The organism is Dehalobacter sp. DCM (assembly GCF_024972775.1).
Lineage (GTDB): Bacteria > Bacillota > Desulfitobacteriia > Desulfitobacteriales > Syntrophobotulaceae > Dehalobacter.
This window is the reverse complement of sequence record NZ_CP092282.1, coordinates 137,799-163,567: the sequence shown is the minus strand read 5'-3', so window position 1 is coordinate 163,567 and position 25,769 is coordinate 137,799. Positions and strand designations below refer to the sequence as shown.

Annotated in this window: 27 protein-coding genes; 23 read left to right on the top strand and 4 right to left on the bottom strand. The window is 48.5% G+C overall.

The genetic code is table 11. The features are described 5' to 3' along the window. Positions 1–85 precede the first annotated feature (85 nt). From LPY66_RS00805 to LPY66_RS00700, 22 genes are all read left to right on the top strand, one after another. Positions 86–1,681, top strand: coding sequence for a terminase large subunit (locus tag LPY66_RS00805; protein ID WP_337988165.1), 1,596 nt, complete (start codon positions 86–88; stop codon positions 1,679–1,681). Positions 1,682–1,762: 81 nt separating this feature from the next. After that, positions 1,763–3,046, top strand: coding sequence for a phage portal protein (locus LPY66_RS00800; RefSeq protein ID WP_443112448.1), 1,284 nt, complete (start codon positions 1,763–1,765; stop codon positions 3,044–3,046). Positions 3,047–3,048: 2 nt separating this feature from the next. Continuing rightward, positions 3,049–3,744: a head maturation protease, ClpP-related gene (locus LPY66_RS00795; RefSeq protein WP_337988163.1), complete on the top strand. Its 696-nt coding sequence runs from the start codon at positions 3,049–3,051 to the stop codon at positions 3,742–3,744. Between the two features lie 19 nt (positions 3,745–3,763). Beyond that, complete coding sequence (locus tag LPY66_RS00790; protein ID WP_337986267.1) at positions 3,764–4,963, top strand: phage major capsid protein; 1,200 nt, start codon at positions 3,764–3,766, stop codon at positions 4,961–4,963. A gap of 10 nt (positions 4,964–4,973) precedes the next feature. Next, entirely contained in the window at positions 4,974–5,195 is a 222-nt protein-coding gene (locus LPY66_RS00785) for a Head fiber protein (RefSeq protein ID WP_337986266.1), read from the top strand. A gap of 18 nt (positions 5,196–5,213) precedes the next feature. Next, positions 5,214–5,489 (top strand): head-tail connector protein, encoded by a 276-nt coding sequence (locus LPY66_RS00780; RefSeq protein WP_337986265.1) that lies wholly within the window; start codon positions 5,214–5,216, stop codon positions 5,487–5,489. 17 nt (positions 5,490–5,506) lie between these two features. Continuing rightward, positions 5,507–5,824 carry a phage head closure protein gene (locus tag LPY66_RS00775; protein ID WP_337986264.1) on the top strand — a complete coding sequence of 106 codons (318 nt, stop codon included), beginning with the start codon at positions 5,507–5,509 and terminating at the stop codon, positions 5,822–5,824. Then, on the top strand, positions 5,811–6,209 hold the full coding sequence (locus tag LPY66_RS00770) for an HK97-gp10 family putative phage morphogenesis protein (RefSeq protein WP_337986263.1): 399 nt from the start codon (positions 5,811–5,813) through the stop codon (positions 6,207–6,209). Before LPY66_RS00775 ends, LPY66_RS00770 begins: the two co-directional genes overlap by 14 nt. Next, positions 6,196–6,534 (top strand): tail completion protein gp17, encoded by a 339-nt coding sequence (gp17, locus tag LPY66_RS00765; RefSeq protein ID WP_337986262.1) that lies wholly within the window; start codon positions 6,196–6,198, stop codon positions 6,532–6,534. Before LPY66_RS00770 ends, gp17 begins: the two co-directional genes overlap by 14 nt. A 3-nt stretch (positions 6,535–6,537) precedes the next feature. After that, a complete protein-coding gene (locus LPY66_RS00760) occupies positions 6,538–7,110 on the top strand; it encodes a major tail protein (protein WP_337986261.1) in 573 nt (190 codons plus the stop codon). A gap of 16 nt (positions 7,111–7,126) precedes the next feature. After that, a complete protein-coding gene (locus LPY66_RS00755; protein ID WP_337986260.1) occupies positions 7,127–7,462 on the top strand; it encodes a hypothetical protein in 336 nt (111 codons plus the stop codon). A 56-nt stretch (positions 7,463–7,518) separates the two neighbouring features. Further along, a complete protein-coding gene (locus LPY66_RS00750) occupies positions 7,519–7,644 on the top strand; it encodes a hypothetical protein (RefSeq protein ID WP_337986259.1) in 126 nt (41 codons plus the stop codon). A gap of 14 nt (positions 7,645–7,658) precedes the next feature. Continuing rightward, the gene (locus LPY66_RS00745) at positions 7,659–9,956 is read left to right on the top strand and encodes a phage tail tape measure protein (RefSeq protein ID WP_337986258.1); all 2,298 of its coding nucleotides are present in this window, start codon (positions 7,659–7,661) and stop codon (positions 9,954–9,956) included. Between the two features lie 18 nt (positions 9,957–9,974). Then, positions 9,975–10,784: a hypothetical protein gene (locus tag LPY66_RS00740; RefSeq protein ID WP_337986257.1), complete on the top strand. Its 810-nt coding sequence runs from the start codon at positions 9,975–9,977 to the stop codon at positions 10,782–10,784. 11 nt (positions 10,785–10,795) lie between these two features. Then, on the top strand, positions 10,796–11,665 hold the full coding sequence (locus tag LPY66_RS00735) for a hypothetical protein (RefSeq protein WP_337986256.1): 870 nt from the start codon (positions 10,796–10,798) through the stop codon (positions 11,663–11,665). Positions 11,666–11,679: 14 nt separating this feature from the next. Next, complete coding sequence (locus LPY66_RS00730; protein ID WP_337986255.1) at positions 11,680–14,586, top strand: IPT/TIG domain-containing protein; 2,907 nt, start codon at positions 11,680–11,682, stop codon at positions 14,584–14,586. Positions 14,587–14,651: 65 nt separating this feature from the next. Beyond that, positions 14,652–15,056: a phage holin family protein gene (locus tag LPY66_RS00725; protein ID WP_337986254.1), complete on the top strand. Its 405-nt coding sequence runs from the start codon at positions 14,652–14,654 to the stop codon at positions 15,054–15,056. Beyond that, positions 15,053–15,760: an N-acetylmuramoyl-L-alanine amidase gene (locus LPY66_RS00720; protein WP_337986253.1), complete on the top strand. Its 708-nt coding sequence runs from the start codon at positions 15,053–15,055 to the stop codon at positions 15,758–15,760. The genes LPY66_RS00725 and LPY66_RS00720 overlap by 4 nt, the downstream gene beginning before the upstream one ends. Before the next feature lie 151 nt (positions 15,761–15,911). Continuing rightward, positions 15,912–16,331 (top strand): helix-turn-helix transcriptional regulator, encoded by a 420-nt coding sequence (locus tag LPY66_RS00715; protein ID WP_337986252.1) that lies wholly within the window; start codon positions 15,912–15,914, stop codon positions 16,329–16,331. Then, the gene (locus tag LPY66_RS00710; protein ID WP_337986251.1) at positions 16,328–16,504 is read left to right on the top strand and encodes an SHOCT domain-containing protein; all 177 of its coding nucleotides are present in this window, start codon (positions 16,328–16,330) and stop codon (positions 16,502–16,504) included. Before LPY66_RS00715 ends, LPY66_RS00710 begins: the two co-directional genes overlap by 4 nt. A 35-nt stretch (positions 16,505–16,539) precedes the next feature. Then, entirely contained in the window at positions 16,540–18,258 is a 1,719-nt protein-coding gene (locus LPY66_RS00705; protein WP_337986250.1) for a recombinase family protein, read from the top strand. Beyond that, positions 18,239–19,828: a recombinase family protein gene (locus LPY66_RS00700; RefSeq protein WP_337986249.1), complete on the top strand. Its 1,590-nt coding sequence runs from the start codon at positions 18,239–18,241 to the stop codon at positions 19,826–19,828. The genes LPY66_RS00705 and LPY66_RS00700 overlap by 20 nt, the downstream gene beginning before the upstream one ends. Before the next feature lie 68 nt (positions 19,829–19,896). On the opposite strand, the gene LPY66_RS00695 is transcribed toward LPY66_RS00700, so the two are convergent. Both LPY66_RS00695 and LPY66_RS00690 read right to left on the bottom strand, forming a co-directional pair. Next, positions 19,897–20,184, bottom strand: coding sequence for a hypothetical protein (locus LPY66_RS00695; RefSeq protein WP_337986248.1), 288 nt, complete (start codon positions 20,182–20,184; stop codon positions 19,897–19,899). Between the two features lie 59 nt (positions 20,185–20,243). Next, entirely contained in the window at positions 20,244–20,684 is a 441-nt protein-coding gene (locus tag LPY66_RS00690) for a hypothetical protein (protein ID WP_337986247.1), read from the bottom strand. Between the two features lie 131 nt (positions 20,685–20,815). On the opposite strand from LPY66_RS00690, the gene LPY66_RS00685 reads away from it, so the two are divergent. Continuing rightward, the gene (locus LPY66_RS00685; protein WP_337986246.1) at positions 20,816–21,481 is read left to right on the top strand and encodes a hypothetical protein; all 666 of its coding nucleotides are present in this window, start codon (positions 20,816–20,818) and stop codon (positions 21,479–21,481) included. A 91-nt stretch (positions 21,482–21,572) separates the two neighbouring features. Here the strand turns inward: LPY66_RS00685 and LPY66_RS00680 are convergent, their stop codons facing one another. Next, complete coding sequence (locus LPY66_RS00680) at positions 21,573–24,440, bottom strand: DEAD/DEAH box helicase (protein WP_337986245.1); 2,868 nt, start codon at positions 24,438–24,440, stop codon at positions 21,573–21,575. A 112-nt stretch (positions 24,441–24,552) separates the two neighbouring features. Further along, a complete protein-coding gene (locus LPY66_RS00675; protein ID WP_337986244.1) occupies positions 24,553–25,767 on the bottom strand; it encodes a hypothetical protein in 1,215 nt (404 codons plus the stop codon). Positions 25,768–25,769: the final 2 nt, after the last annotated feature.

Genomic DNA, 25,769 nt, shown 5'->3' with positions numbered 1-25,769 from the left:
AGAGGCGGAGCCTTACGGCTCTGTTCCTCGTACCGGAAGGCCCTTTGGGGTCTATTTTTATGTCTGTCGAAGGAGGTGACCGCATATACGAAGGCTGAAGAAATACAAGTCCACTCAATTCATGGGCAAGGATTCCCACTACGACAAAGCCGCCGCAGACTATGCGGTCGGGTTTATTGAATGCCTGTCCCACACAAAAGGCACCTGGGCAGGAAAGCCCTTCGAACTCATCGACTGGCAGGAGCAAATCATCCGCGATGTTTTCGGGACAATCAAGTCCAACGGCTATCGTCAGTTCAACACGGCATACGTGGAAATCCCCAAGAAGATGGGCAAATCGGAACTGGCTGCCGCCATTGCCCTGCTCCTCACCTGCGGCGACGGTGAGGAACGGGCTGAAGTATACGGGTGCGCCGCCGACCGTAACCAGGCATCCATCGTCTTTAATGTGGCGGCTGACATGGTGAGACTATGCCCGGCACTTTCAAAGCGCGTGAAGATCCTGGATTCCCAGAAGCGTCTGATCTACCTCCCAACCGGGAGCATCTACCAGGTGCTTTCGGCGGACGTTTCCAACAAGCACGGCTTCAACACCCACGGAGTCGTGTTCGACGAGCTTCACACGCAGCCAAACCGAAAACTCTTTGACGTTATGACCAAAGGCAGCGGCGACGCCAGGATGCAGCCGCTCTACTTTCTGATCACCACTGCCGGCAATGATACCAACAGCATCTGCTATGAGATCCACCAGAAAGCCCAGGACATCCTGGACGGGAGGAAAATCGACCCGACCTTCTATCCCGTCATCTTCGGGGCTGATGAAACTGACGACTGGACCGATCCGAAGGTCTGGAAAAAGGCAAACCCCTCCCTTGGCATCACAGTCGGCATGGACAAGGTAAAGGCCGCCTGCGAAAGCGCCAAACAAAACCCTGCCGAGGAGAACAGCTTCAGGCAGCTTAGGCTGAACCAGTGGGTCAAACAGGCAGTACGTTGGATGCCGATGGATAAATGGGACAAATGCTCATTCCCGGTCAACCCGGATTTACTGGAAGGGCGCGTCTGCTATGGGGGTCTCGACCTTTCAAGCACCACGGACATTACGGCTTTCGTTCTGGTATTCCCTCTGGAAGATGAGAATGACAAGTACATCGTCCTCCCTTACTTCTGGATCCCGGAGGAGAACATCGACCTCCGTGTCCGGCGGGATCATGTGCCTTACGATGTTTGGCAAAAGCAAGGACACTTGCAGACTACCGAGGGAAACGTGGTCCATTACGGCTTCATAGAAGCTTTCATTGAAAAACTCGGAGAAAAATACAACATCAAGGAAATCGCCTTTGACCGCTGGGGAGCCGTGCAGATGGTTCAGAACCTGGAAGGCATGGGCTTTACGGTGGTTCCCTTCGGTCAGGGCTTCAAAGATATGTCTCCGCCGACCAAGGAGCTTATGAAACTGACCCTGGAAGAAAAGCTCGCCCACGGCGGGCATCCGGTCCTGAGGTGGATGATGGACAACATCTTCATACGGACAGATCCGGCGGGAAACATAAAGCCGGACAAGGAAAAAAGCACCGAGAAGATCGACGGAGCCGTGGCAACAATCATGGCTCTCGACAGATCCCTGCGAACAGAGGTCAGAAACAGCGTATATGACGACCGGGGGATTTTGGTCTTCTAACACACAATCCAAATCTGGAGTCTGTGAAAACACAGGCTCTTTTTTTACACCCATTTTGAAGCTTACCTGGAGGTGAAGCCTATGGATATACCCATTCTCTCAAAGATTTTCAAGGCAAGGGATAAGCCCACCGACTACTATTCCGGCTCAAACTACACCTTCCTTTTCGGAGGGACCGCCAGCGGAAAGACCGTGAACGAGTTTACCGCCATGCAGACCACTGCTGTCTATTCCTGTGTGCGCATCCTGTCAGAAGCTCTGGCTTCGCTGCCCCTCCATGTCTATCGCTATAGCCAGGGCGGCAAGGAGAGAGTCTACGACCACCCGCTTTACCACATCCTGCACGATGAGCCAAACAGCGAGATGACCTCCTTTGTTTTCAGGGAAACACTTATGAGCCACCTCCTCATCTGGGGGAACGCCTACGCACAGGTCATCCGTGATGGAGCCGGACGCGTGGTGGCGCTTTATCCGCTCCTTCCCAACAAGATGGAGGTCTGGCGGGATAAGAAAGGCGAGATCTTCTACACCTATTCCCGGAACTCGGATGAGAACCCCAACTTAAAGGATTACGGTTCTGTAGTGCTTCGAAGGCAGGACGTGCTCCATATCCCGGGGCTTGGTTTTGACGGTTTAGTTGGGTACTCGCCCATTGCGATGGCGAAAAATGCTGTGGGCATGACCCTCGCTTGCGAGGAATACGGTGCGAGCTTCTTCGCCAACGGGGCCAATCCCGGCGGTGTTCTGGAGCACCCCGGCGTACTTAAAGACCCCAAAAAGGTCCGAGACTCCTGGAATGAGGTGTACCGGGGAACTAACAACGCCCACAAGGTTGCGGTCCTCGAGGAGGGCATGAAATACCAGCAGATAGGCATCCCTCCGGAAGAAGCGCAGTTCCTCGAAACAAGGAAGTTCCAGATCAATGAGATTGCAAGGCTCTACCGGATCCCGCCGCACATGGTTGGGGATCTGGAAAAGTCCAGCTTCTCGAACATCGAGCAGCAATCCCTGGAGTTCGTGAAGTACACCCTCGACCCCTGGGTCATCCGCTGGGAACAGGCCCTCCAACGGTCCTTGCTCCTGCCGCGAGAAAAAACCGAGTACTTCATCAAGCTGAATGTGGACGGGCTGCTTCGCGGCGATTACCAAAGTCGCATGAACGGCTACTCTATCGCAAGGCAAAACGGGTGGCTGTCCGCCAACGATATACGCGAGATGGAGGATATGAACCCTATCCCCGATGTGGAAGGCGGAAACCTCTACCTCATCAACGGCAACATGACAAAGCTCAAGGATGCCGGGGCGTTTGCAAATACAGCCAATACACCCGACACACAGATTCAACAGAAAGGAAGTGATGCATGAGTATGAACCGCAAATTTTGGAACTGGGTCAGAGATGACACCGGCAACACCCTCTACCTGAACGGCCAGATTTCAGATGAGACCTGGTTCGGCGATGAAGTGACGCCAAGGCTCTTCAAAGAGGAACTGGAGTCCTGCCAGGGTGACATTACCGTGTGGATCAATTCGCCGGGCGGGGATGTTTTCGCTGCAGCACAGATCTACAACATGCTGATGGACTACAAGGGAGATGTGACGGTCAAGATCGACGGTCTTGCAGCTTCGGCGGCATCAGTTATCGCAATGGCTGGTACAGAAGTCCTGATGTCTCCCGTGGCCATGATGATGATCCACAACCCCATGACCGTTGCCATCGGGGACTCCCAGGAAATGCAGCGGGCCATCGAGATGCTTTCTGAGGTCAAGGAATCAATCATCAATGCCTACGAAATCAAGTCGGGGCTATCCCGGGCGAAGATTTCAAGGCTCATGGATGCTGAAAGCTGGTTCAACGCCAAGAAGGCCATCGAGATGGGTTTCGCCGACAAGATGCTATTTCACGACGACAGTCAAACGGATCATGAAGAAGAGTTGGAAGCTGTGATGTTCTCAAGGACCGCAGTGACCAACTCTTTGCTTTTGAAACTGATCCCGCCTAAGCCTGAGAACAAGACCCCGATCGAGCAGCTCGAAAAGAGACTGAGCCTGCTGGCTCACTAATTTAAGGAGGATAACACCTATGAACACAATTCTTGAACTGAGAGAGAAACGCGCAAAAGCCTGGGAATCTGCAAAAGCATTCCTGGACAGCAAAAGAGGTACGGACGGCCTGCTCTCTGCCGCAGACACCGAAACCTACGAAAAGATGGAGACCGACGTCATGAACCTCGGCAAAGAGATTGAGCGTCTGGAACGTCAGGCGGCCATCGATGCAGAGCTTTCAAGACCCACCGCTTCGCCCATCACCAATCAGCCAGGAGCCAACATGTCCGGCGAAATGAAGAAAGGCAAGGCATCTGACACCTACACCCAGGCTTTCTGGAAAGCCATGAGAAACAAGAACAGCTACGATGTGCAGAACGCCCTTCAGATCGGAACGGATTCCGAAGGCGGCTACCTGGTGCCTGACGAATTCGAAAAGACCCTCGTCGAATCCCTGGAGGAAGAGAACCTCTTCAGATCCATCGCCAAAGTCATCACCACCTCATCCGGTGACAGAAAGATCCCTGTTGTCGCTACCAAGGGCACCGCCTTCTGGGTAGACGAGGAAGGCGCAATCCCAGAGTCTGACGATGCCTTCGGACAGGTCTCCATCGGGGCATACAAGCTGGCCACCATGATCAAGGTGTCTGAGGAACTCCTAAACGACAGCGTCTTCAACCTGGAGAGCTATATTGCCAGGGAGTTCGCCAGAAGGATCGGTGCCAAGGAAGAGGAAGCTTTCTTCATTGGAGACGGTGTCGGCAAGCCCACAGGCATCTTCAACGCCACCGGCGGAGCGCAGCTTGGCATTACGGCGGCTTCAGCTACCGCCATCACCATCGACGAGGTCATGGACCTTTTCTACAGCCTGAAGTCCCCGTACAGAAAGAATGCCATCTTCGTCATGAACGATGCGACGGTCAAGGCCATCAGAAAACTGAAAGACGGCAACGGGCAGTACATCTGGCAGCCTTCCATCCAGGCGGGACAGCCTGACACCATCCTGAACAGGCCGGTGAAGACCTCTGCCTTTGTTCCGACCATCGCTGCCAACGCAAAGTCCATCGCCTTCGGCGACTTCGGCTACTACTGGGTGGCTGACCGTCAGGGCAGATCCTTCCAGAGACTGAACGAACTCTTCGCTGCAACCGGACAGGTGGGCTTTAAGGCTACGCAAAGGGTCGACGGAAAGCTGATCCTTCCTGAAGCCATCAAGGTCCTTCAGCAGAAAGCGTAGGTGACGGGATATGAGTAATGTAAAAAACTATACCGAGCAAGGCGGTGAAAAAACTGTCATCGGCGGAACTCTTGAGATCGTGGAGGGCGGCCAGGTTGTCGGCCTGCCCTCCGCCTTCACTCCGGCTGCTTTCCAGGCCGACAGCACCGCTACAACCATCGCTGGACTGGTCGTCGACTTTAACACCCTGCTTGCCAAACTCAAGGTTGCGGGTCTTATGGCTGCCGAATAACACTGGGAGGTGAGCGCATTGCTGGTAACACTTGATGAAGCAAAACTATACCTGAAGGTCGATGGTGATACGGACGATTCGCTCATCACCTCCTGCATCAATTCTGCAGAGGAGCTTTGCGAGGACATCCTCCGGTTCCCCCTCGCTGAATTTGTAGAAATACCCGAAACGGTGAAACAGGCGGCCCTCTATGCCATCGGAAACCTTTATGAGCAGCGGGAAACCGTGGACATGCAGTCGATGATCGACCTGATGAAGCGGCTTCTCTTCGCCTATCGGAAAGAGGGGTGGTAACTTTGGGAATCGGTAAAATGAGGCATCGCATCACCATCCAGAGGGTGATGCCGGTTATAAACGAGAATGGCTTCGAAACTGAACTTCCTCAAGTCTTCAAGACGGTATGGGCCGAGGTCACAAACCTGCATGGCAAGGAGTATTTCGAAGCAAAGTCAGTCCAGGAAGAAAACACCGTCAAATTCACCATCCGCTTCCTGGAGGGAATCGATCAGACCATGCAGATCCTCTTCCAGGGCAGGACCTACAACATCACCGGCATCGACCATATCAAGTACCGGAACAGGTACATGGAGATCCGGGCTTTGGAGGTGGACGTCAATGGCCAAGATTGAGCTTGAGGGCATGCAGGAGCTGATCGACAAAGTCAATAAGCTTGGAAGCCGCGGTACCCAAATCAAGAAGAATGCCCTGGAAAAATCAGCAGCTATGGTCAAAGGCAGCATGGAAGAAAAAGCTCCCCGCTCCGACTCCAACAAAAAGCACATGGCTGAGAACATCCAGGTATCTGAGATTGATACGGCAAACGGCGTGGACTTCATTCAGATCGGCCCAAACAAGGGCGACAACTCTGAATTCTTCTACTCCAAATTCACCGAGTGGGGAACCTCAAAGATCCCAGCCGTGCACTGGGCTGAGAACTCCGTTCTGGAGAACAGAAAAAAGATCGACGAAACTATAAAAGATGAACTTCAAAGGGGGCTTGATGAACTTGCTTAACAAACTGATCCTTGAAACCTTAAGCCCCCTTGGAGTCCCTGTCGGTTTTCAGAAATACTCCGGGCAAGCCCTGACCTACATTACCTTCCATGAATACCTGCAGACCGGAGAGGAATTTGAAGATGACGGCGAGGCGTTCACCGGCCACTACATCCAGGTAGACGTCTGGTCCAAATCAGACTACACCGCTATCGTAGCCGGCATCAAGCAAGCCTTGAAGAACGTGGGCTTCAATAGGCTGGATGAAGCGGATCTTTATGAACCGGACACGGGTCTCTACCACAAGGGGATCAAATTTTACTATTTAGAACCAAAGGAGGTCTAACATATGGCAAGACAAATCGGATTAAGGGACATCCACATCGCCCTTCTGACTGACGACGACAACACGGGTGCAACCTACCAGGCGCCCTCCAAGCTGGAACGAGCTGTAAGTGCGAAGCTCACGCCCAAGGTCAATTCGGAGAACATCTACTCCGACGATACGGTGGAAGACATCATCTCTTCCTTTGACAGCGTGGAGGTGGAAATCGAGCTGAACCAGCTCTCCCTCACCAGCAGGGCCACCCTGCAGGGTGCCAAAGTGGTCAAGGGCGTTCTTGTTGAGAGCAAGGAAGACATCGCCCCGACCCTGGCGCTGGGCTTCAAGTCGAAGAAGCACAACGGCAAGTACCGCTACGTGTGGCTCTTGAAGGGGAAATTCGAACTGGCTACTGACGAGTACGACACTGAAGCTGATAAGCCGTCCCCGAAAAGCGCAAAACTTAAAGGCACCTTCTTTTCCAGGGACTTTGACGGAAATTTCAGGTTTATCGCAGACGAAGATGAAGCCGGAGCAGACCCGACTATCATCGCAGCCTGGTTTACCGCAGTTCCGGCTGAGCCGACACCTGCAGTCTAGAAAGGGGTGATGATATTTGAAGGCATCTGAACTGAAGAACAAGGGCATCAAATTCAAGCTCGGAAATAAGGAGTATGAGCTGAAGCTCAATATGAACACTTTCTGCGAACTGGAGGAAGTTTACGGCGACCTGAACGCTGCTTTTGAGGATTTGCAGAACATGAAGATCAAAGCGGTCAGGGCGCTGATTTACTCCGCAGTAAAAGTCGAGGATGACACCGTCACCCTTAAGGCCATAGGCGAACAGCTGGGGCTGAGCGACCTGGAAAGCCTCGGCACAGCAATCAACGAGGCGCTTAACATTTCAATGCCGGAGGTAGATGACGCCCCGGGGGAATCGAAAGCCACTTAAGTTCCGCAAGCTGGGACTGGGAGTGGCTTTTCTATTTGGGGACGAACCTCCTGCGGATGAGCGAGGAGCAATTCTGGAGCAGCACCCCCAAAAAGCTCCAGGCTCTTTTCAAGGTCTACAAGACGGTCAACGGAATCGATGAGCATTCAGACCTTGACACCATCGACAACATTCTATTCTAAGGGAGGTGAGATAAATGGCAGGAAACAACAGCACCGTAGTGGCAAGGATCGGCCTTGACGACAGCGGCTTCCAGGAGGGCGTAAGCAAGATCCAACGGAGCCTGAAGGTAGTCCAGAGCGAATTTGCAGCAGCAAGCTCTAAACTCGGGGACTTCGGAAAGTCCACGGACGGATTGAAGCTTAAGGCGGACAGCTTAAACCGCCAAGTCGACCTTCAAAAGGATAAGGTTTCAGCCCTTTCCCGCAGCTACCAGGAGAGCGTTGAGAAAAAAGGCGCTGATGCCAAAGCCACGGAGAACCTGAAGATCAAGCTAAACTACGCCAATGCGGAGCTTGGCAAGATGCAGCAGGAACTCAAGGCGACTACGGAGGAGCTGAAAACAAAGAGTTCCGCCTGGTACTCCCTCTCTGAGAGCATGGACAAAGCCGGGTCAAAAATGAAGGCTGTGGGCGATAAAATATCCTCAGCCGGGAAAACCCTGTCCACAGCTGTAACGCTTCCGCTTCTTGGAATCGGCACAGCGGCAACAAAAATGGCCATGGATGCCGTGGAGTCAGAGAACCTCTTTGAGGTGGCCATGGGGGGCGTGGCGGACGATGCAAGAAAATGGTCGGAGGAAACCTCCAAGGCCCTCGGGCTGAATGCTTACAACGTAAGAAACAATATGGCCACCTACAATTCCATGCTTACTTCCATGGGGCTTGCTACGGATGAATCCCTGGAAATGTCCCAGGGTCTGACCCAGCTTTCCTATGATATGGCTTCCTTCTACAACTTAAATCCAGAAGAAGCCTTCAACAAGCTGAAGTCCGGTATCTCCGGCGAGGCGGAGCCGCTCAAGGCGCTGGGCATCCTTGTCAATGACACCACTGTCAAGACCTATGCCTACACCCACGGCATCGCCAAGCAAGGCGAGCAGCTGACTGAAGCCCAGAAGGTTCAGGCGCGTTACGGCGCGATCATGGAAGCCACTAAGAATGCCCAGGGCGACCTGGCAAGGACCATGGACAGCCCCACCAATAAGATCAGGGCAATGAAGGAACAAGCCCAGCAGATCGGCATCCAGTTCGGACAGATCCTGATCCCCATCCTGGAGAAGCTGATCGCCACCATCAAACCCTTGATGGATCGATTCCAGGGTCTTTCAAAGGAACAGCAGGAAATGATCGTGAAGATTGCCTTGGTTGCCGCTGCCGTTGGACCTGTCCTGCTGGTGATCGGTAAGGTAATCTCGGTTGTCGGGACACTCACCACCACATTTGGGATTATTTCCGGGGCTATGGCTGCCGCAGGCGGCGCATCCGGGGCTGTTGGTGCGGCTATAGTTGCCATCACCGGACCGGTAGGCATCGCGGTTGCCGCTGTCGCCGGTTTCATCGCAATATTCGTACTGCTTTTCCGCAACAACGAAAATTTCAGGAACAGCGTCATCACCATCTGGAACCAGGTCAAAGCTGTCATGGCAGGCGTATTTGAAGCGATCCGCGCGTTGATAGCCGCTTTCGTTCAAGTGGCAAGCGCCATCTGGAATAAATACGGAAATGACATTGTGGCAGTCATCACAGCAGCCTTCACCGTCATCTCCTCCGTGGTCACCACCGCCCTTAATGTGATCAAAGGAATCATCCAGGTTGTGACGAGCCTGATCAAGGGCGACTGGCAAGGCGTGTGGGAAGGCATCAAAAATGTGACCTCAAGCCTTTGGAACGGCATCCAAAGCATCATCAGCGGCGTACTTAACTTAATCAAAAGTCTGGTATCCACCCAGATCAATGTCATCAAGGATGTAATTTCCGGCGCATGGAATGCCATAAAATCCGTGACCTCTAGCCTTTGGAACGGAATAAAGTCCGCCATCGAGACTCCCATCAATGCCGCGCGGAATACCGTAAAGGGAGCAATTGACGCCATTGTCGGCTTCTTCAGGAACCTGAAGATTCCTGAGATAAAAATCCCCCACATCAAGCTTCCCCATTTTGAGATCACAGGCAAGTTCAGCTTGAACCCTCCTCAGATCCCGAAGCTTGGGGTCAACTGGTATGCGTCGGGCGGAATCTTCTCAAGTCCCAGTGTGATCGGCGTTGGTGAAGCCGGCACTGAAGCGGTGGTCCCCATCGAAAAGCTGGACGAGATCATGGCAAAAGCACTGCTCAAGGTTGGCGTTGGTGCTCAATCAAAAGTTTCGGAACCCGGGGTTCAAAGCGGCAATGTTACAAACAACTACGACATAACGATCAATAACCCGAAGCCGGAAGCGGCGTCTGACAGCACCCGCAGGGTTCTGCTCAGGCAGTCCTACGGTCTGGGATAACGGGAGGTGAATTAAGATTTGAACGGACAGACATGGCAATTTAATGGCGTGAGCCTGAGCACCAAAGCCTGGTCAGTGATTGAAGTTCCTGAAGGTCTGGGAACACCAGGACTCAGGGGCAACAACATCCAGGTGCCTTTCCAAAACGGGAAAAGATGGATCAAAAAGCGATATGAGGAACGGATTGTCATGCTCCCCATGTGGGTTCGCGGCCTGGATCCCCTTACCGGAAAGCTTCCGAGCGGCAAGAGCGAGAATGACGTCCTTTATGAAAATATTGACTATCTCAGCAGCGTATTCGGAAAGCTCGGACAGTATGTGTTGAAACGGACCCTCCCCGACGGGACTATCCGTGAAGCCATAGCAGAGGTGTACCGCCCCGTCACTTTCGGGAAGACACAGACCGGATATGCCAAGTTCGCTGTGGAGTTCATGCTTTCGGATCCTTTCTTCTATGCTCCGCTGGCCATTTCCGAGATGAGTGCAGTGGATTCCCTGACACAGGAATGGAGCCACGAGAATCCCGGAACGGCCCCGATAACCGATGCGACCATTACCCTTACAGGCCCGATGGAATCTCCAAAACTCGAATGTCTGGATAACGATGTGTGGCTGCAGTATCAGGGAAGCATCGCTCCCGGCGAGAGCGTCATTATTAGTACTGGAGATTTCAAATGCATCAAGGGTAGCACCAACATGCTCTCCGCAATCAGGCATGGCGGAGATGCCTACTGGCTGCTTCTAAACAGCGGCTACAACCAGTTGAGAATCACGAATGGAGTGTCGGGCGGCAGCATCAAACTGGAATACTACCCGGCATTCTTCTAGGAGGTGGAATTATGTATGCAGAAGTAGCGGAACATCGCATGCCTTATGACATCGATGGAACAGAAGTTGGCTTTCGAAGCATGTCCGACTTGAGCACCATCAGCCAAATCATCGGGAATGGGATAGCTTCCTGGCTTGACAGTACGGCTAAAGGAAACCTGAACAAGGAAAACCGATCGCAATCATGGAAGGTTGGCGACTACAGGCTCGGAAGCGTCTTCTGGTTCTTTTTCCCGGAATTGCGCGAAGTCAATAAAGTTGGGTTCTACTGGAGTTCAACTACGGTATGTTCATTTGTCAGCCACACCATACAAGGCTCAGCCGATACGACCAACGGTGTGGATGGCACCTGGGAGACTGGAGTCTATACGATTCCTGCGGCAAATACGGATATGGACCACTGGAGGAACAAGATCTTCACCCTTTCCTTCTCCGGACCCGTCAAAGCAATAAGGATAGGGTTTCGGGAGACTTCTCCGCAGTTTGAGGATCTATATATTTGCGGGGTCCACCTCTATGGTAGAAAAGCTGTGGGAGAACAAGTTAATGACGTGGTTATGACTGATGCATCGGGGGTTGACCTGACCTCTCTCATCGATTTTGGGGATCAGCCGGAAGGCACGACCGAGATCCAAAGCTTCAAGATAAAAAATACCAGCAACACCAAGATTGCCAACAATGTGAACATACAGTTGAACCATGAGGACTTTACAATATCCTTCAGCCAGGATGGGCCATGGCAAAGCGTACTCGACATTTCTTCCATCGGACCGGGTTCACTGTCCAGCACCATCTTTGTCCGAAACCTTCTGGGGCCTCCGCTCCTCACCCTCGGGCCAAAGGCGGCAAGGGCTATTGTGACCGTCGGCAGTTGGACATAACGGGAGGTGATTAGATGGGGCTGCCTAGCTTAAATCTGGTCAAGCCTTCCGACCTGGCATCTCTGAGCGCGACCATTTGCGCCTTTGACGTAACTTACAGCGATAATGAAAATCAGCTGGTCGCCTCATCGCTCAAGGTCGAGGTGGATAGCGTCGATACATTCGACAGCGCGTCCAAAATAACGAGCGAATCCACAAATGTGAGCCACAACACCACTTACCGGATGGCAGTGATTCTGTCAGAAGGCAATTGGTACTGGAGGGTCACAGCCACAAATACATCCGGCACTACCGTTTCGCCGGTCCGTTCCGTGAGCGTGAGCCAGGTCCTGAAACGCTCCGTTTCATTCTATGAAAGCATCGCAAAGCTTGGAGTATGGACAAACAAGAGGATTCTTGGCATCTACGAGAATATTGCTAAGCTGAGCCAGTGGCCAAGGAAACGGACCATGGCTCTCTACGAGAATATTGCCAAAGCCGACATCTGGACGAACCGACGTGCGCTTTACGACTATGAGAACATCACAAGCGACCCTCCTTTCCCTTTCATTGAAAGACTGTCCACCACAAGGGCTTCTGAAGGCTCGGTTGTCACCATATATGGGAATGGATTCGGCTTCAAAGCCGAAGCTGACCCGCTTAATGCTGACAGATACTTGCGCGGCTACGGCGGTCATGTCTACCTTGGCACCCACCTTTGCAACATCATCTCCTGGAGCTGGGACAAGATCGTTTTCCAGATCCCCCAGGAGGCTGAAAGCGGGGCAGTCAAGGTTGCGCTCACAGAACCTAATCCTCCTGGTGTGCGCTATAGCAATGTCATCGGCATCGAAGTATATGATGCAGAGCCTGCCGATGATATCGGGATCGAGCTTTTCGTGTGCGACAAGAACAATCCCAACAGCATCCTTTGTCAGCTCAGCGGTGCTAAGAGCAAGTCCTTTCAGGTGCTCCTGAACAACCCCGGCAGCGGCAAATTTGCCATCAGCAGGTTTGATGACAAAGGCGGAAGCCGGGATTATGTGACCGACCAGAACTTCATCCTGTGCAGGCTGGACGGCATCGACATTTTCAAATGGATCATCGAGTCAAGGCGTCCATCCTATGTGGATGAGGGTGAGCAGCAGATGATCGAGGTAAGCGGCAGGGGCATCCTTTCCCTCCTTGACCGAGGCGTTGTGTATCCTGAAGGAATGCCGCATCCAGCCACGCTTGAGAGAACCTTCACCGATGCGCACGGCGGCGCTATCTTGCGCCAGCTCCTTCTGGAAGCCCAGCAAAGGGGCTGCCTTACCGGCGTCTCCGTAGACTGGACTGCCGATGCGGACACATTGGGGAATCCGTTCGAGGATTCTACGGCCCTTTCCTTCCATGCAGGCACTCCGCTCTCCCAGGTGGCCACGAAACTCAGCGAAGGTATGGGCCTTTTCGATATCGAGATGACACCGACGCTGCATTTGAAGCTGTATAAGGCAAAAGGTGCGGACAAATACGATACGGTCAAATATAGGCCTGGTCAGGCAATCGTCAAGCACCAGAACCAGAGCGACAGCGCAAGCATGACCAACGCCCTCCTGGTCGAAGGTGAAAGCGGAAGTCTCATCGAGACGGCGCACCCCACAAGTCAGACGGACTGGGGCAGACGCGAAGGATACCTCCAGGCGAGGAATATCCCCAGCGACTGGGCAAAGCTCCAGGACTATGGTCAGCTGTTCCTTAGAGGGGCGGCACAGGTCAGTTGGGGCATCCAGGGAACCGTCATCAAATTCATAGACTCTGAAGGCATCAAGCTCAAGCCTTTTGAAACCTTCATGATGGGCGACTGGATCGGCTGGTACATCCCGCCGGAAGGAAGCGACACGGAAGGCTTTGACGGGAAAGTCAGGGTCAAAGGAATCACCTGCGAGGAGGATGAATCAGGTGCTTTAAGCTATGTCCTTGAGCTGAACAACATCATGCTTGAGCATGAAATCCGGATGAACCAGCTGGTTGAACGGATGTCGATGTTCACGCAGAACAGCTCTCTCTCCACCCCCTCAACCGAAAGCCCTGCCGGGGTGAGCCACAACCATACCCATGGCTCACTGCAAGGCTTGAATGCAGACGACCATCCCCAATACTACAACGATGAAAGGCATGCTGCGGATCTGCATACAGCCATCCCAAGGGTCTCAAGCATCAAGAGGACAGGCGGCAACGCCCTGGTCGGAGATGTGACCTTGGCAGCCGGCACCAACGTATCCATCGCCCAAGACGACGAACAAAAGACGATCACCATATCCTCGGCAGGCGGCAGCGGTACAAGTTACACAAATCCAATCGACGCCCCGCCTGCAAACCCGCATTCAAAAGACGACGAGTTCGATGATACCGTGATGGATACGAAATGGTCGTGGGTCAATCAAGGTACGGCAACATGGACTGAAAATAGTCGTTATGGGGCGATTGACATTCTGCCAGGCAGCGACCATACGAGGTTATTGGTCCAGGCAGCGCCTGCAGGAGATTTCACCGCAACAGCCAAGGTCATGCTCAACGGGCCGAGGCTCAACTACTTTAATATCGGCATTTGCCTATACAACAGCGCCAACAGCAGAAGGATCATTTTTGGCAAATGCTCCAGAGACAGTTATTCTGGCATGCAGGCAATCAAATTCACATCGAACACCGCTTACTCGAGCGATGCTTACCTGAACGGCGGATGGGACTCCAACTTCATTTACGTGAGGATCCGCAAGGTTGGAAGCTCATACTTTCTGGACATGTCTATCGACGGGGATTTCTGGTGGCAGGTATTCACGGAAACCATCTCGAACTTCCTGTCGGCAATCAGCCATGTTGGAATCGGATATTTCCGTAACAACTCCAACGGCCTGACCTACAAGGGGAGGTGCGACTGGTTCAGGGTCACGGAGCCTTAAAAATAAATAGTACTAATTCGGGAAGGGCCTTCGAGTCCTTCCTGTTTTTATGAAGGAGGAGCCTAATGAAAGACATCATCAACACCATTCAAATCATCATTGCCGCTGTTGGCGGCTACATCGGCTTCTTTCTGGGCGGATGGGACGGCTTCCTGTATGCCCTGGTGGCATTCGTAGTCATCGACTACATCACCGGCATCATGGTGGCAGTCCTGGAAAAACGACTCTCAAGCGAGGTGGGCTTTAGGGGCATCTTCAAGAAGGTGCTCATCTTTTCCCTTGTGGCCGTTGGACACATCATCGACTCCAAACTGATCCAGAACGGCGGGGCTATCCGTACAGCAGTCATTTTCTTCTACCTTTCCAACGAAGGCATCAGCATCCTGGAGAACACAGCGAAAATCGGCCTTCCTATTCCTGAGAAGCTCAGGGGCATTCTGGAACAGCTCAACAAGGAGGATACAAAATGAATTTAAGAAAACTCATCCTGACAGAAAACGCCTGCTACAAAGCCGGCGGGAAGATCGTTCCAAAAGGCATTATGGTCCACTCAACCGGGGCTAACAACCCTTTCCTAAAGCGCTATGTAGGCCCTGACGACGGCCTTCTTGGAAAGAACCTGTATGGCAACCACTGGAATAAGGACAAGCCGGAGGGCCGAAGCGTCTGCGTACATGCGTTTATCGGCAAACTGGCTGATGGAAGCATCGCAACATACCAGACCCTTCCATGGAATCATCGGGGGTGGCATGCTGGGGATTCAGCCAACGATACCCACATCGGTTTCGAGATCTGTGAAGACAACCTGAGCGACCCGTCTTATTTTGCAGCAGTCTATAAGGAAGCCGCGGAGCTATGTGCTTTCCTTTGCAGGTCATACGGCCTGACTGAGAAGAACATCATCTGTCATAGTGAAGGTTACAAACTTGGGATTGCCAGCAACCATGGCGATGTCATGCACTGGTTCCCAAAGCACGGAAAAAGCATGGACTCCTTTCGTGCTGAGGTCGGCAGGCTTCTCAAGGCTCAGGCAAGCGAAACATCCCAGACCGCTGATCCTAAAAAGCTATACCGCGTCCAGGTCGGGGCATACAGCGTAAAAGCCAATGCTGAGGCGATGCTTGCCAAGGTCAAAGCTGCCGGATTCAATGATGCCTTCATTAAATCCGAATAGATCGCCCGTGTGGTAAGTGAGCCTCTCTTCTGTCTTTTGACGGTAGAGGGGCTTTTTTCATTTCTGGCCGGAATGACTGGTACTCAAACAAGCGGCTTCTGTCCTTTGGATGGTGAGGGACTAATCCTCGTTATTCAAAGGAGGAAATCGTATGAACCAATTACAAAAAGAACGCATTGAGGAACTCCGCTCCCTGGGTGCTGGCTATGGAAAAATAGCAGATGCTCTTGGGATGTCAATAAACACCGTAAAGTCATACTGCCGAAGGAACAACCTGGTAGGACATCAAGCTGAATCAGAAATGGCCCAGGCAATCAGTCAATCTTTCTGTAAACAATGCGGGAAAGAACTCACTCAGCCATCCGGGAGAAAGCAGCTTAAATTCTGTTGCGACGAGTGCCGCACCAGCTGGTGGAATTCGCACCCTGAGAAGGTCAATAAAAAAGCGGTCTACTCTTTCACCTGTGCATTCTGTAATGAGCCTTTCACCGCTTACGGCAATTCAAAAAGGAAGTACTGCTCCCACGGCTGTTATGTCAAAGACCGTTTCAAAGGCGGTGAAACGGCATGACAAGGGAACAATTCGAAGCCGAGAAACTTTATCAGTCCTCTCTCGCTATTGCCCGAACTATGCTTAAGAAGGCCCTTGTGACAGAGGAAGAATTCAACCTGATTGAGGCTTCTCTCCGCGAGAAATACCAACCCAAATTAGGCACACTATTCGCCTATATTCCCTTGACTTAAGTGTCGTTCAGAGTGATGTATAGTGTTGGAAAGGAGTGAGTTTATTGCGGAAAGTAAGCAAAATCAAGCCATCATTACCGGTCATGCCAAGCCGGAAAAGAGTCGCAGCATATGCCAGGGTTTCTGAAGAAAAAGGCAGGACGATGCACTCCCTTTCGGCACAGGTCAGCCACTACAGCAATTACATCCAAAAGAATCGTGAATGGGAATATGCTGGAGTTTATGCCGATGAAGGGCTAACCGGTACTACGGACAACCGAGAGGCATTCAGGCGGCTTTTGGCGGATTGTGAGTCGAGCAAAATTGACATTGTGTTGACCAAGTCCATATCGCGATTTGCCAGAAACACAGTCGACCTTCTTGAGACGGTGAGGCATCTACGGGACTTAGGAATTGAAGTCAGGTTCGAGAAGGAAAACATCAATTCCTTGAGCGGCGATGGGGAGCTGATGCTCTCCATTCTGGCATCCTTCGCACAGGAAGAAAGCCGCTCAACGAGCGAAAATATCAAGTGGGCTATCCGAAAAAAGTTTCAGGAAGGCAGGCCAAATTCCTTCAATGTCTATGGGTACCGATGGAACGGCAATCAGTTCATTGTTGTTCCTGAAGAAGCCGAGGTTGTCAGGTTGATCTTCGACAACTTCCTGAGCGGTTTCTCCGCTGAGGAGACGGAAAAGCAGCTGGAGGAAATGGGCGTCAAATCCTACACTGGCGGTCGTTTCAGCAACACCTCCATCCGAGCCATTCTGCGGAATGAAAAATACACGGGCAACATGCTTCTCCAAAAGGTCTTCATACCTGACCACATAACGCACAAATCCAAAAACAACGAGGGCGAACTTCCCCAATACTGGGTCGAAGGATCCCATGAAGCCATAATCGACCTTGAAACCTACAACAAGGTCCAGGAGGAAATCGCCAGGAGAAGAAAGCTCGGTGCCATAGCGAATCCAGCAATCAACACGGGGTACTTCACCAGCATAATCAAATGCGGAATGTGCGGTCGAAGCTATCAAAGGTCGGCAAGGAGCAGGAAGCGGGACAGTTCTTACAAAATGTGGATTTGCGCCAACCAGAGAAACGGCAACGGCTGTAAAAACAAGACAATCCCCGAAGCAACCCTAAAGAAATCCTGCGCCGAGGTGCTTGGAACAGATGAATTTGACGAGGACATCTTTGCTGAGCAGATACGACAGATCATAATCCCTGCCCCCAACCAGATTGAGTTCCATTTTCAGGACGGGAGGATTGAAAGTCGGGAATGGGAATCCACTGCAAGGAAAGACTGGTGGACTCCGGAAGCCCGAGCATCCAAGTCAGCATACAACAAAAGGCATCCCCGAAGTTCAGGAAACATCACCTGCTTTACCTGCAAGATAAGCTGCACCACATGCGGACAGAACCTGCGAAGGAACACCAGCACTCGGGTGAGCGGAGAAAAGGCCCACCACTGGAGATGCCCTCCCCACAGCGGTTGCGGCCACAGTGGAATTGAAGAAAACCTGCTGAAAAGTGTTTCCGCCGAAGTTCTTGGAATAGAGGGGTTTGACGAAGCTATTTTCACAGAAAAAGTTGATCACATCTCAGTGATCTCAAACAGCGAGTTGGTTTTCAACCTCAATGATGGCCGGAAAATCACAAGGCAATGGCAGTTCAAACGCAGGCAACCCCCCTGGTCGGAGGAACGCAAAAAGAGCCAAGGCGAGAAAATGAAGCAAGCATGGAGGGAAAAGCATGAGCAGGAAAACAGCTAAAAATGTTACGACAATCCCAGCCACATTAAGCCGTTTTACTGCGACGCCCATCAACGATAAGAGGAAGCGCCGCACTGCGGCATATGCAAGGGTATCAACGGACAGCGACGAACAGGTCACGAGTTATGAAGCTCAGGTCGATTACTATACCAGCTACATCAAAGGCCGCGATGACTGGGAGTTCTCAGGGATCTACACAGATGAGGGTATCTCAGGCACAAACACCAAGCATCGTGAAGGTTTCAAGCGGATGATAGCCGATGCCTTGGAGGAAAAGATAGACCTCATCGTTACCAAATCAGTCAGCAGGTTTGCCCGCAACACAGTCGACAGCCTTACCACGGTACGCCAGCTAAAAGAAAAAGGAATCGAGATCTACTTTGAGAAAGAAAACATCTGGACGTTGGATTCCAAGGGCGAGCTGCTGATCACCATTATGTCGTCCCTCGCCCAGGAGGAAAGCCGAAGCATCTCTGAGAACGTAACCTGGGGCCAGAGGAAGCGATTCGCTGACGGCAAGGTGACCGTACCTTTTGGACACTTCCTAGGCTATGACAGAGGTGAAGATGGCAACCTGGTATTGAATGAAAAAGAAGCGGTTATCATCAAGAGGATATTCAGCATGTTCCTTCAAGGCATGACGCCTTATGGGATTGCATGCCAGCTGACGGCAGACGGAATCCTCTCGCCCGGTAAAAAGGAAAAATGGAATCCGACAACCGTGAAACGGATACTTTCAAATGAGAAGTATAAGGGGGACGCCCTCCTTCAGAAGAGCTACACCGTGGACTTCCTTACGAAAAAGAAAAAACAAAATGATGGTGAAATCCCTCAGTATTACGTTGAAAATAACCACGAACCGATTATCGACCCTGAGGTCTTTGACATGGTCCAACGCGAACTCGAAGCCCGTCAGCCTGGTCGAAACCGGCACAGCGGTGTACACATATTCTCAGGAAAGATAAAGTGCGGTGAATGCGGAAGCTGGTACGGCTCAAAGGTCTGGCATTCTAACAGCAAGTACCGTCGCATGGTTTGGCAATGCAATAAAAAATTCAAGGGCAACCACAGGTGTCAGACTCCACATTTGGATGAAGAGACCATCAAGAAGCTATTTGTGGCGGCAATGAACAAACTTCTCGAGGATAAGGAGGAAATCATCACCAATTTTGAATTCATTAAAACTACCCTTTATGACATCTCCGCGCTGGAAACCCAGCAGGAAGAATTGCAAAATGAAATGGAAATTGTGGCCGGGATGATACAGCAGATCATATATGAAAATGCGCATGTCGCCCTTGATCAGAACGAATACCAAAGAAAGTACGAGGGTCTTACCCAACGCTTTGATGCTGCGAAAACCAATCTGGAATCCGTCAGTGGGCTGATTAAGGAAAAAACAACCCGGCGGAAGAACATCGAAGCTTTCCTCTCCGAGCTGAAAAAGCATTGCGGGATAATCAGCGATTTTGACACTATGCTCTGGCATAGCATGGTGGATCACGTGACAATAAATAGCCCAGAAGAGGTCCGTTTCACCTTTAAGGACGGCACAGAGACAATTGTCTAGCTAACCACAACAAAACAGCCCGCACTATGCAGGCTGTTTTTTGATCTATTAAGATTCCGCTTATCGGACTAAAACAAATCAGGTCTTCTTTGTGAAAAGTAATACGGGTGGCTTTCAATAAACTCTGTAGCTTCAGAATCACTTAAAACTTCAGTATTCCTATCTTCAAATCGTTCATTTTCCTTACCATCAAAAAATTTACCCGTAGTAACCTTAGTGACCTCAATGCTACCTCCAGACACAGTCATCTCTAGATGATGCTTATTTTTCCCATAACCACTATATGGCTCATATGAATGACTAATGCCATCAAATTCCCCTGCTCGAAGCGCATCTAAAACTTCCTCTCGTTTCATTTGACCTTTCCTTTCAGCCGCATCTGCGGCTAGTGATTATGTAGACGCCATCTCTTCATTTAGGCTGCTAATTTTGTATAAGAATCTACCCATGTTTGGTGATCATCTAAACAGTATCCCAATTTTTCCGCTAATTCCAACTTGCTGACAGACGGTTTCCAACCTTCAGGAAGGTTGCGTATATGCCCTCTGACATTGGTTATTCCAGTTAATGAATTACCCGGGATATTTTTTGGGATAGTCTCTGTTATTATAGGAACGGTATTATTAGTAGTTACTAAGCTATTCGTCAAGACATCTTCAATGTGTGCTGGCTTCATGACGGCCATCAAAGCTTCTCTGTTTTTTACAATAAGCACAACCGCCACCACGGAAAGTACGACTGCTGCTCCAATAGCAATTTCTTTCTTATGTTCTTTAGCTTTATCCATAAAGCTTTTTTTCTTGCAATCACCTGCTTCAACGGCTAAATAATGGTTTTGTCTGGATTGGGAATCCATATCGACACCTCCTCGATTTACTACTCTACCTCTGAGCTTATCTTCTATACTAAAATGATAGCATTCCAATTTAAGTTGCACAAGACTTACAGAAGTTATAAAATGAATCGTAATCGGAGGTGTTATATACCATGAATGACTTATTAAAAGAAAAAGCGATGTGCTGGAAAACTCGATTAAAAGAATGTATGGATTCAGGAAAGTACACCCAGGCATCATTTGCGGAAGCTATGAATGCTAAATATGGAACTGCATATGGTCAAAAAGATGTTAGCCGGTGGTTGAACACAGGAGCCAAGATAAAGAATGGCGAAGTTGGATTTCCAAAATACGACACAATGGTTCTGATCGCAGATTTTTTGAAAGTGGATGTTGGTTATCTTACTGGGGAAACCGATCATGAGTCCTTTTCCTTAGAGAAAGCAAGCGCTTACTTGGGCTTAAAAGGTGAATCGATACAGGCTATCAGAAAAATGACTAATCCTGATAGCGATTCTATTTTATGGCTGGATACTAGAGAGGCTTTAAGCAAGTTTTTCTCTGCCAAGGAATTTGCGAATTTCACGAACAGCCTAGCTGATCTGAATGGTAACTATACGCAACCAAAAAGAGAGAATCGCTTATTTGAGAATCTTGATAGTGCGATTGATTATATGCGCGACTTGGATTTCCAAGGGAAAATAGTACGATATGAATTGAATGAAGCTATTTTATTGTTAATAAACGAGATATACCCTAACCCGCCCAAATTTGATTTGAACATTAAAAATGAGTATCCTACAAAGGAAACCCCATAAAATAAAAATAAGCAAACAAGTCCTTAACGGTTCAATCTTCATCCGTCTACGGTTGTAGTTGTTTGCTTATTTAATTTGAATATAGCGTGTTTTATACGCTTCCCCAAATTCTTAGTTCCTTTACTCGCCCGCTATGGTTTATGTAAAAATTGGCAGCAGCAATTACTTCCTGATATTTGGAAGGCATACTGGTACTTTTACTAATTGAAGGCTGTACAACATAAATCACCGCATTGAATTGGTTGTCACTACGTAAGGAAGCTTTAAGAGCATCCAATGATCCACGTTGAAAAATGCAGTTCCCACCCTTTCTTCTATCAACAATTTTTTGTAAAAGCACCGCTTTTGTTTTCAACCAGATTGTTGACTTGATGGCTTGTTGAAGAACTTCATATATATCATTTACATCGCTATTATACTGCTTTCCCTTCATAGCTTTTACATGAAAAAACTCGACATTTATAGATGATTCACTTTCTGTAATCGTAATAAAATCTGCAACCTCACCAGTTCCATGGTCATAAATAATATATTTATAAGTTTCGTCCTTTTTTAAGATGGCTTCCAAAGTATCCTGGATAGGTATTCCTCGGCTAGTTTTTTCACCATATTCTTTTCTTACATTCGTGCCGAGATCAATCCAATTGACACCGTAAATATGCCTATCAGAATATGCTATCGAATTAGGATCCCCCTCAAAAATCTCGTTACCCACAATTATGGCATCATTTGTAGTTTTGAATTGAAGGGGATGTGAAGAGAGATAGTCAACAAGAGGCAAAATTTGCCTCCCATCTTGTACATAAATCAAAACATTTTCCGACTTATATTTCCCTTCAATATCACATGTTAATAATTCTTCTACTCCTCCAACCTCCGCAGACACCATTACTGAATCATCATTGACAGCTATTACTTTAATAAGTACATCTGTCAAAATATGCGCAGTTTCTTTTTTCTCGCCCAAATAAACTATCGGGGGTGAAGAGTACGTTTTGTCAGAGAAGAAACAGAAAAAGACCTGAGGAGGATATTTTTTCAGCTTGCGAGGAAGTGGTAACAAATCATAATTTGTGTTGGTTTTCACTACTATTTTACTGTCTGATATTTTTGCACCACATTCATCACACCAAGCCACGTATTCGGATAGTTTTAAGTAAGAGCTACTCCAAATTTTCGAGCCACTACTATAACCTATAGTTACAGGGGTATCATTCTTCATAGCTTTACAAAATGCATGGCCAGCTGACCGCATCTTACCAGTTGTTTCATCTATTGAAGCTGCAGTATTCGAGCCAGAGTAAATTCGGTAAGACTCTCCATCTTCAGAATAACGATTTTGCATACCAGTATTATAGAATTCGTAGTTTTCCATTTTGCCCAAAACACGGTTCATTTCATCTCGCGGTATTTTAGTTGGTTCTTCTGAGAAAGCAAGTGCAATTTGATCATAAAAAAATTCGCTCTTAATTTGTGAATAGATGAAAAGCAAAGCTGTTGTTTTTTGGTAATGGATAATGAAGAGTAAATTTTCAATGTCACTAACTTGACTACCTTCGAGCCAAATTGGATTTGTCTTATTTTGAGCGAACCCTACAATTGTATTATTTGTAGGATCTCGATATATTTGATTTTCAACGCCACAGATGTCTGGGAATTCATTATCTAAGTTAAAGCTGGAAACTGCATAAATTTTAGCATGGCAATTGGGACGTACATTATGTAAAGAAACCTTAGCTTCAGGTAAATCATCTTGACTAATAAATTCCTTTATTGCGTTCTTATTTGCCTCGTCTTTATATATCTTCCGTTCACTCATATCAAGAATTATATCTTGCCAAATAGAATCGCTTGAAAAAAGACGGTAATTTTCAACAAGAAGCCTTTCATCATTCATAGCAATAAATTTTGCACTACCTATATTAGATGTATTAGTACGTGCAAACCTGCCAATGAATTGTAGTGTTGAAGCAAGTGATTTGTGTGCCTCATGGATTGCAGCTACTTTTAGATTAGGGAAGTCAAACCCTTCTCCAAGCATGTTGACGCAAATTATTCCATCAATTTCCTTAGCTTTGAGACTTGTGATTGTCTGTTTTATGGTGTTATAGGTTGTTGAACTATCTATTCGTTTCAGCCTAAGGGAAGTGTGAGTTTGATAAATCAATTCAAGATTTTTTGATTTCTCCTTCGTATCAGTCCTAACCATAAGGTAGTGGTCTAATTTCTGAGAACGGTCATTTAGGAGAACTCTTTCAGCTTCAATTGCTATGAGTCGATCTTTATCTGGAGCTTCCTCGATTGGTATGTAGGTTATCTCGCCAAAAATACCATCCTTATAAGCCATTGATAAAGGATATGAGTATATGTGGTCGCCTTTTATTTCTTTTTTGTCTAAACGAAAGGGGGTTGCAGTAACGAGTAATACCTCCGCGTGTCTCATATTTAAAAGTATGTTTTGCCAGGTTTCAGCGGGTACATGATGAGCCTCGTCTACGACAATATAATCAAATAAAAGGTTATCCGGGTTTTCTGATAATGAAAGTGAAACTTGGGGAGTCCCTACTACGACGTCAGCTTGTATGACACTTTCATGCTGATCATCAGAGTATTTATTTTTAAGTTCATATACATTCGGAGCGGGTGCCTCTTTATTCAAAACTCCAATATATTTCAAAGTACTTAGATTTTTGTAATCCTCATATATTTGGCCACGAACCATAATACTTGGCGTCACAACGAGAACCTTCTTTTTTGCTAAAACAAAAGGAGCCATCATTAGTACTGCCGTTTTTCCAGAACCAGTTGGCATGACTATGATGGCCGCTTCTTTTTTGTTGAGGGTGCTATGGGCGGCAATTGCATGGATAGCACCAATCTGCGCTGATCGCAATCCTTTTGCTCCCGAGTTAAAACGTGGATAACAAATTTTACTATACATTTTTGCAAAATAACTCATATATTCATTCACCCCTTTTAGCAGAAAAACCTCGAAAATTTTGCACCTATATTTAAGTTACCCTCATAATTATATTGATTGTATGCACACCCTTTAATCGCTTTGCACACCCCTAAGCACAGCGACTTTGGGCATCATTAAATTGTATCAATTTCGGTGCGATTATATCTATGATGGTATTTCCTTCGTCAAAAATACTGACTCCATTAAAACTTTTGTTAACTATTTGCTCGGTTAAAACCACAATGAATTCGGCAAGTTCTTTGGGGGTGTAATATGCACCGTAATCAAATCTGGCCTGTGCGTCAAACTTAGATAAAAATAATTCAAACAGCTTGTGATAATCCGGATTTGATATTTGCTGGTCCGTCATTTGAACAAAAGACAAAAATTCTATGCATTCTTCCGTCCAGAGAATAATAAAACACTTCTCGTCCGCATTTTTCATTAAAAAGGACAATAAACGCTTGAATGGCCTCAGCTCACTGTTATTGTCACTGTCTTCCGTTAAAAATTCCTTTATTTTTCTTTCTTTTTCCAACGGAGAATCGGATGTTTCACATATAACTCTATGGGCGTACAGCAAACAAAACATTATTAACTGCGCGACAAAATCGGTGAAAACCTTATCTGTTCGCAGATTCCTGTCATTATGTGTGTATACCAAGTCTTTTAAATCCGAAATAACCTCAATGGCTTCTCGCTCATCGTCAAAAGCTTCTTCTATCGGTAACGATGCGTACTTAAGCAATTCATTTGACAACAGTCTTGTCCTAATTGCAACCAATTCCACCAACTGGCTCTCATCACAATATTGCGGCGATGGCTCGGCAAAAAATCGCCGCATATACATTTCAAAGCTTGGAGTTACAGACAACTTGCTCCAATCTTTTCTGCGCAGTTCTTCCTTATCGACAAGCGGTATGATCACAGCAGATTCGGATTTATCCATGCAAAAGACAAAATCCAATCCATCTGTGATGATAAGTTTGTGTCCCAACGTAAGATATTTATCAATTTGTTCTTGATATAGACTGGTGTCAAATCTGTTAATTGATAGCCCTTTTCCTTCAATATAACCATATACACCCAAAGTTCTCCCGTCATGGATTCTCCAATCGGGTCTTCCCATACGTGCTTGGTTCTTGGGTTCAAGGACAATTGTCATGCTGTCGCTACCGTTTAATTCTTTTGCAAGTTCTCTGAAAAGAGTATCCAAAACAGGTCTGTATGACAGTTCAGCGGTATGCTGCCCTCCCATGACTGCCGCTTGATATTCTTTTTGCAAATTAGTCAAATATTTTTTTACAATTGATATATATGACATTA

Bases quoted from the DNA above. Each gene is read 5' to 3' on its own strand.
- LPY66_RS00710 (WP_337986251.1), top strand. From the start codon at position 16,328: ATGACAAGGGAACAATTCGAAGCCGAGAAACTTTATCAGTCCTCTCTC.
- LPY66_RS00760 (WP_337986261.1), top strand. From the start codon at position 6,538: ATGGCAAGACAAATCGGATTAAGGGACATCCACATCGCCCTTCTGACT.
- LPY66_RS00785 (WP_337986266.1), top strand. From the start codon at position 4,974: ATGAGTAATGTAAAAAACTATACCGAGCAAGGCGGTGAAAAAACTGTC.
- LPY66_RS00695 (WP_337986248.1), bottom strand. From the start codon at position 20,184: ATGAAACGAGAGGAAGTTTTAGATGCGCTTCGAGCAGGGGAATTTGAT.
- LPY66_RS00770 (WP_337986263.1), top strand. From the start codon at position 5,811: ATGGCCAAGATTGAGCTTGAGGGCATGCAGGAGCTGATCGACAAAGTC.
- LPY66_RS00700 (WP_337986249.1), top strand. From the start codon at position 18,239: ATGAGCAGGAAAACAGCTAAAAATGTTACGACAATCCCAGCCACATTA.
- LPY66_RS00685 (WP_337986246.1), top strand. From the start codon at position 20,816: ATGAATGACTTATTAAAAGAAAAAGCGATGTGCTGGAAAACTCGATTA.
- LPY66_RS00795 (WP_337988163.1), top strand. From the start codon at position 3,049: ATGAACCGCAAATTTTGGAACTGGGTCAGAGATGACACCGGCAACACC.
- LPY66_RS00720 (WP_337986253.1), top strand. From the start codon at position 15,053: ATGAATTTAAGAAAACTCATCCTGACAGAAAACGCCTGCTACAAAGCC.
- LPY66_RS00680 (WP_337986245.1), bottom strand. From the start codon at position 24,440: ATGAGTTATTTTGCAAAAATGTATAGTAAAATTTGTTATCCACGTTTT.
- LPY66_RS00800 (WP_443112448.1), top strand. From the start codon at position 1,763: ATGGATATACCCATTCTCTCAAAGATTTTCAAGGCAAGGGATAAGCCC.
- LPY66_RS00790 (WP_337986267.1), top strand. From the start codon at position 3,764: ATGAACACAATTCTTGAACTGAGAGAGAAACGCGCAAAAGCCTGGGAA.
- LPY66_RS00735 (WP_337986256.1), top strand. From the start codon at position 10,796: ATGTATGCAGAAGTAGCGGAACATCGCATGCCTTATGACATCGATGGA.
- LPY66_RS00730 (WP_337986255.1), top strand. From the start codon at position 11,680: ATGGGGCTGCCTAGCTTAAATCTGGTCAAGCCTTCCGACCTGGCATCT.
- LPY66_RS00725 (WP_337986254.1), top strand. From the start codon at position 14,652: ATGAAAGACATCATCAACACCATTCAAATCATCATTGCCGCTGTTGGC.
- LPY66_RS00690 (WP_337986247.1), bottom strand. From the start codon at position 20,684: ATGGATTCCCAATCCAGACAAAACCATTATTTAGCCGTTGAAGCAGGT.
- LPY66_RS00750 (WP_337986259.1), top strand. From the start codon at position 7,519: ATGAGCGAGGAGCAATTCTGGAGCAGCACCCCCAAAAAGCTCCAGGCT.
- gp17 (WP_337986262.1), top strand. From the start codon at position 6,196: ATGAACTTGCTTAACAAACTGATCCTTGAAACCTTAAGCCCCCTTGGA.
- LPY66_RS00715 (WP_337986252.1), top strand. From the start codon at position 15,912: ATGAACCAATTACAAAAAGAACGCATTGAGGAACTCCGCTCCCTGGGT.
- LPY66_RS00745 (WP_337986258.1), top strand. From the start codon at position 7,659: ATGGCAGGAAACAACAGCACCGTAGTGGCAAGGATCGGCCTTGACGAC.
- LPY66_RS00675 (WP_337986244.1), bottom strand. From the start codon at position 25,767: ATGTCATATATATCAATTGTAAAAAAATATTTGACTAATTTGCAAAAA.
- LPY66_RS00775 (WP_337986264.1), top strand. From the start codon at position 5,507: ATGAGGCATCGCATCACCATCCAGAGGGTGATGCCGGTTATAAACGAG.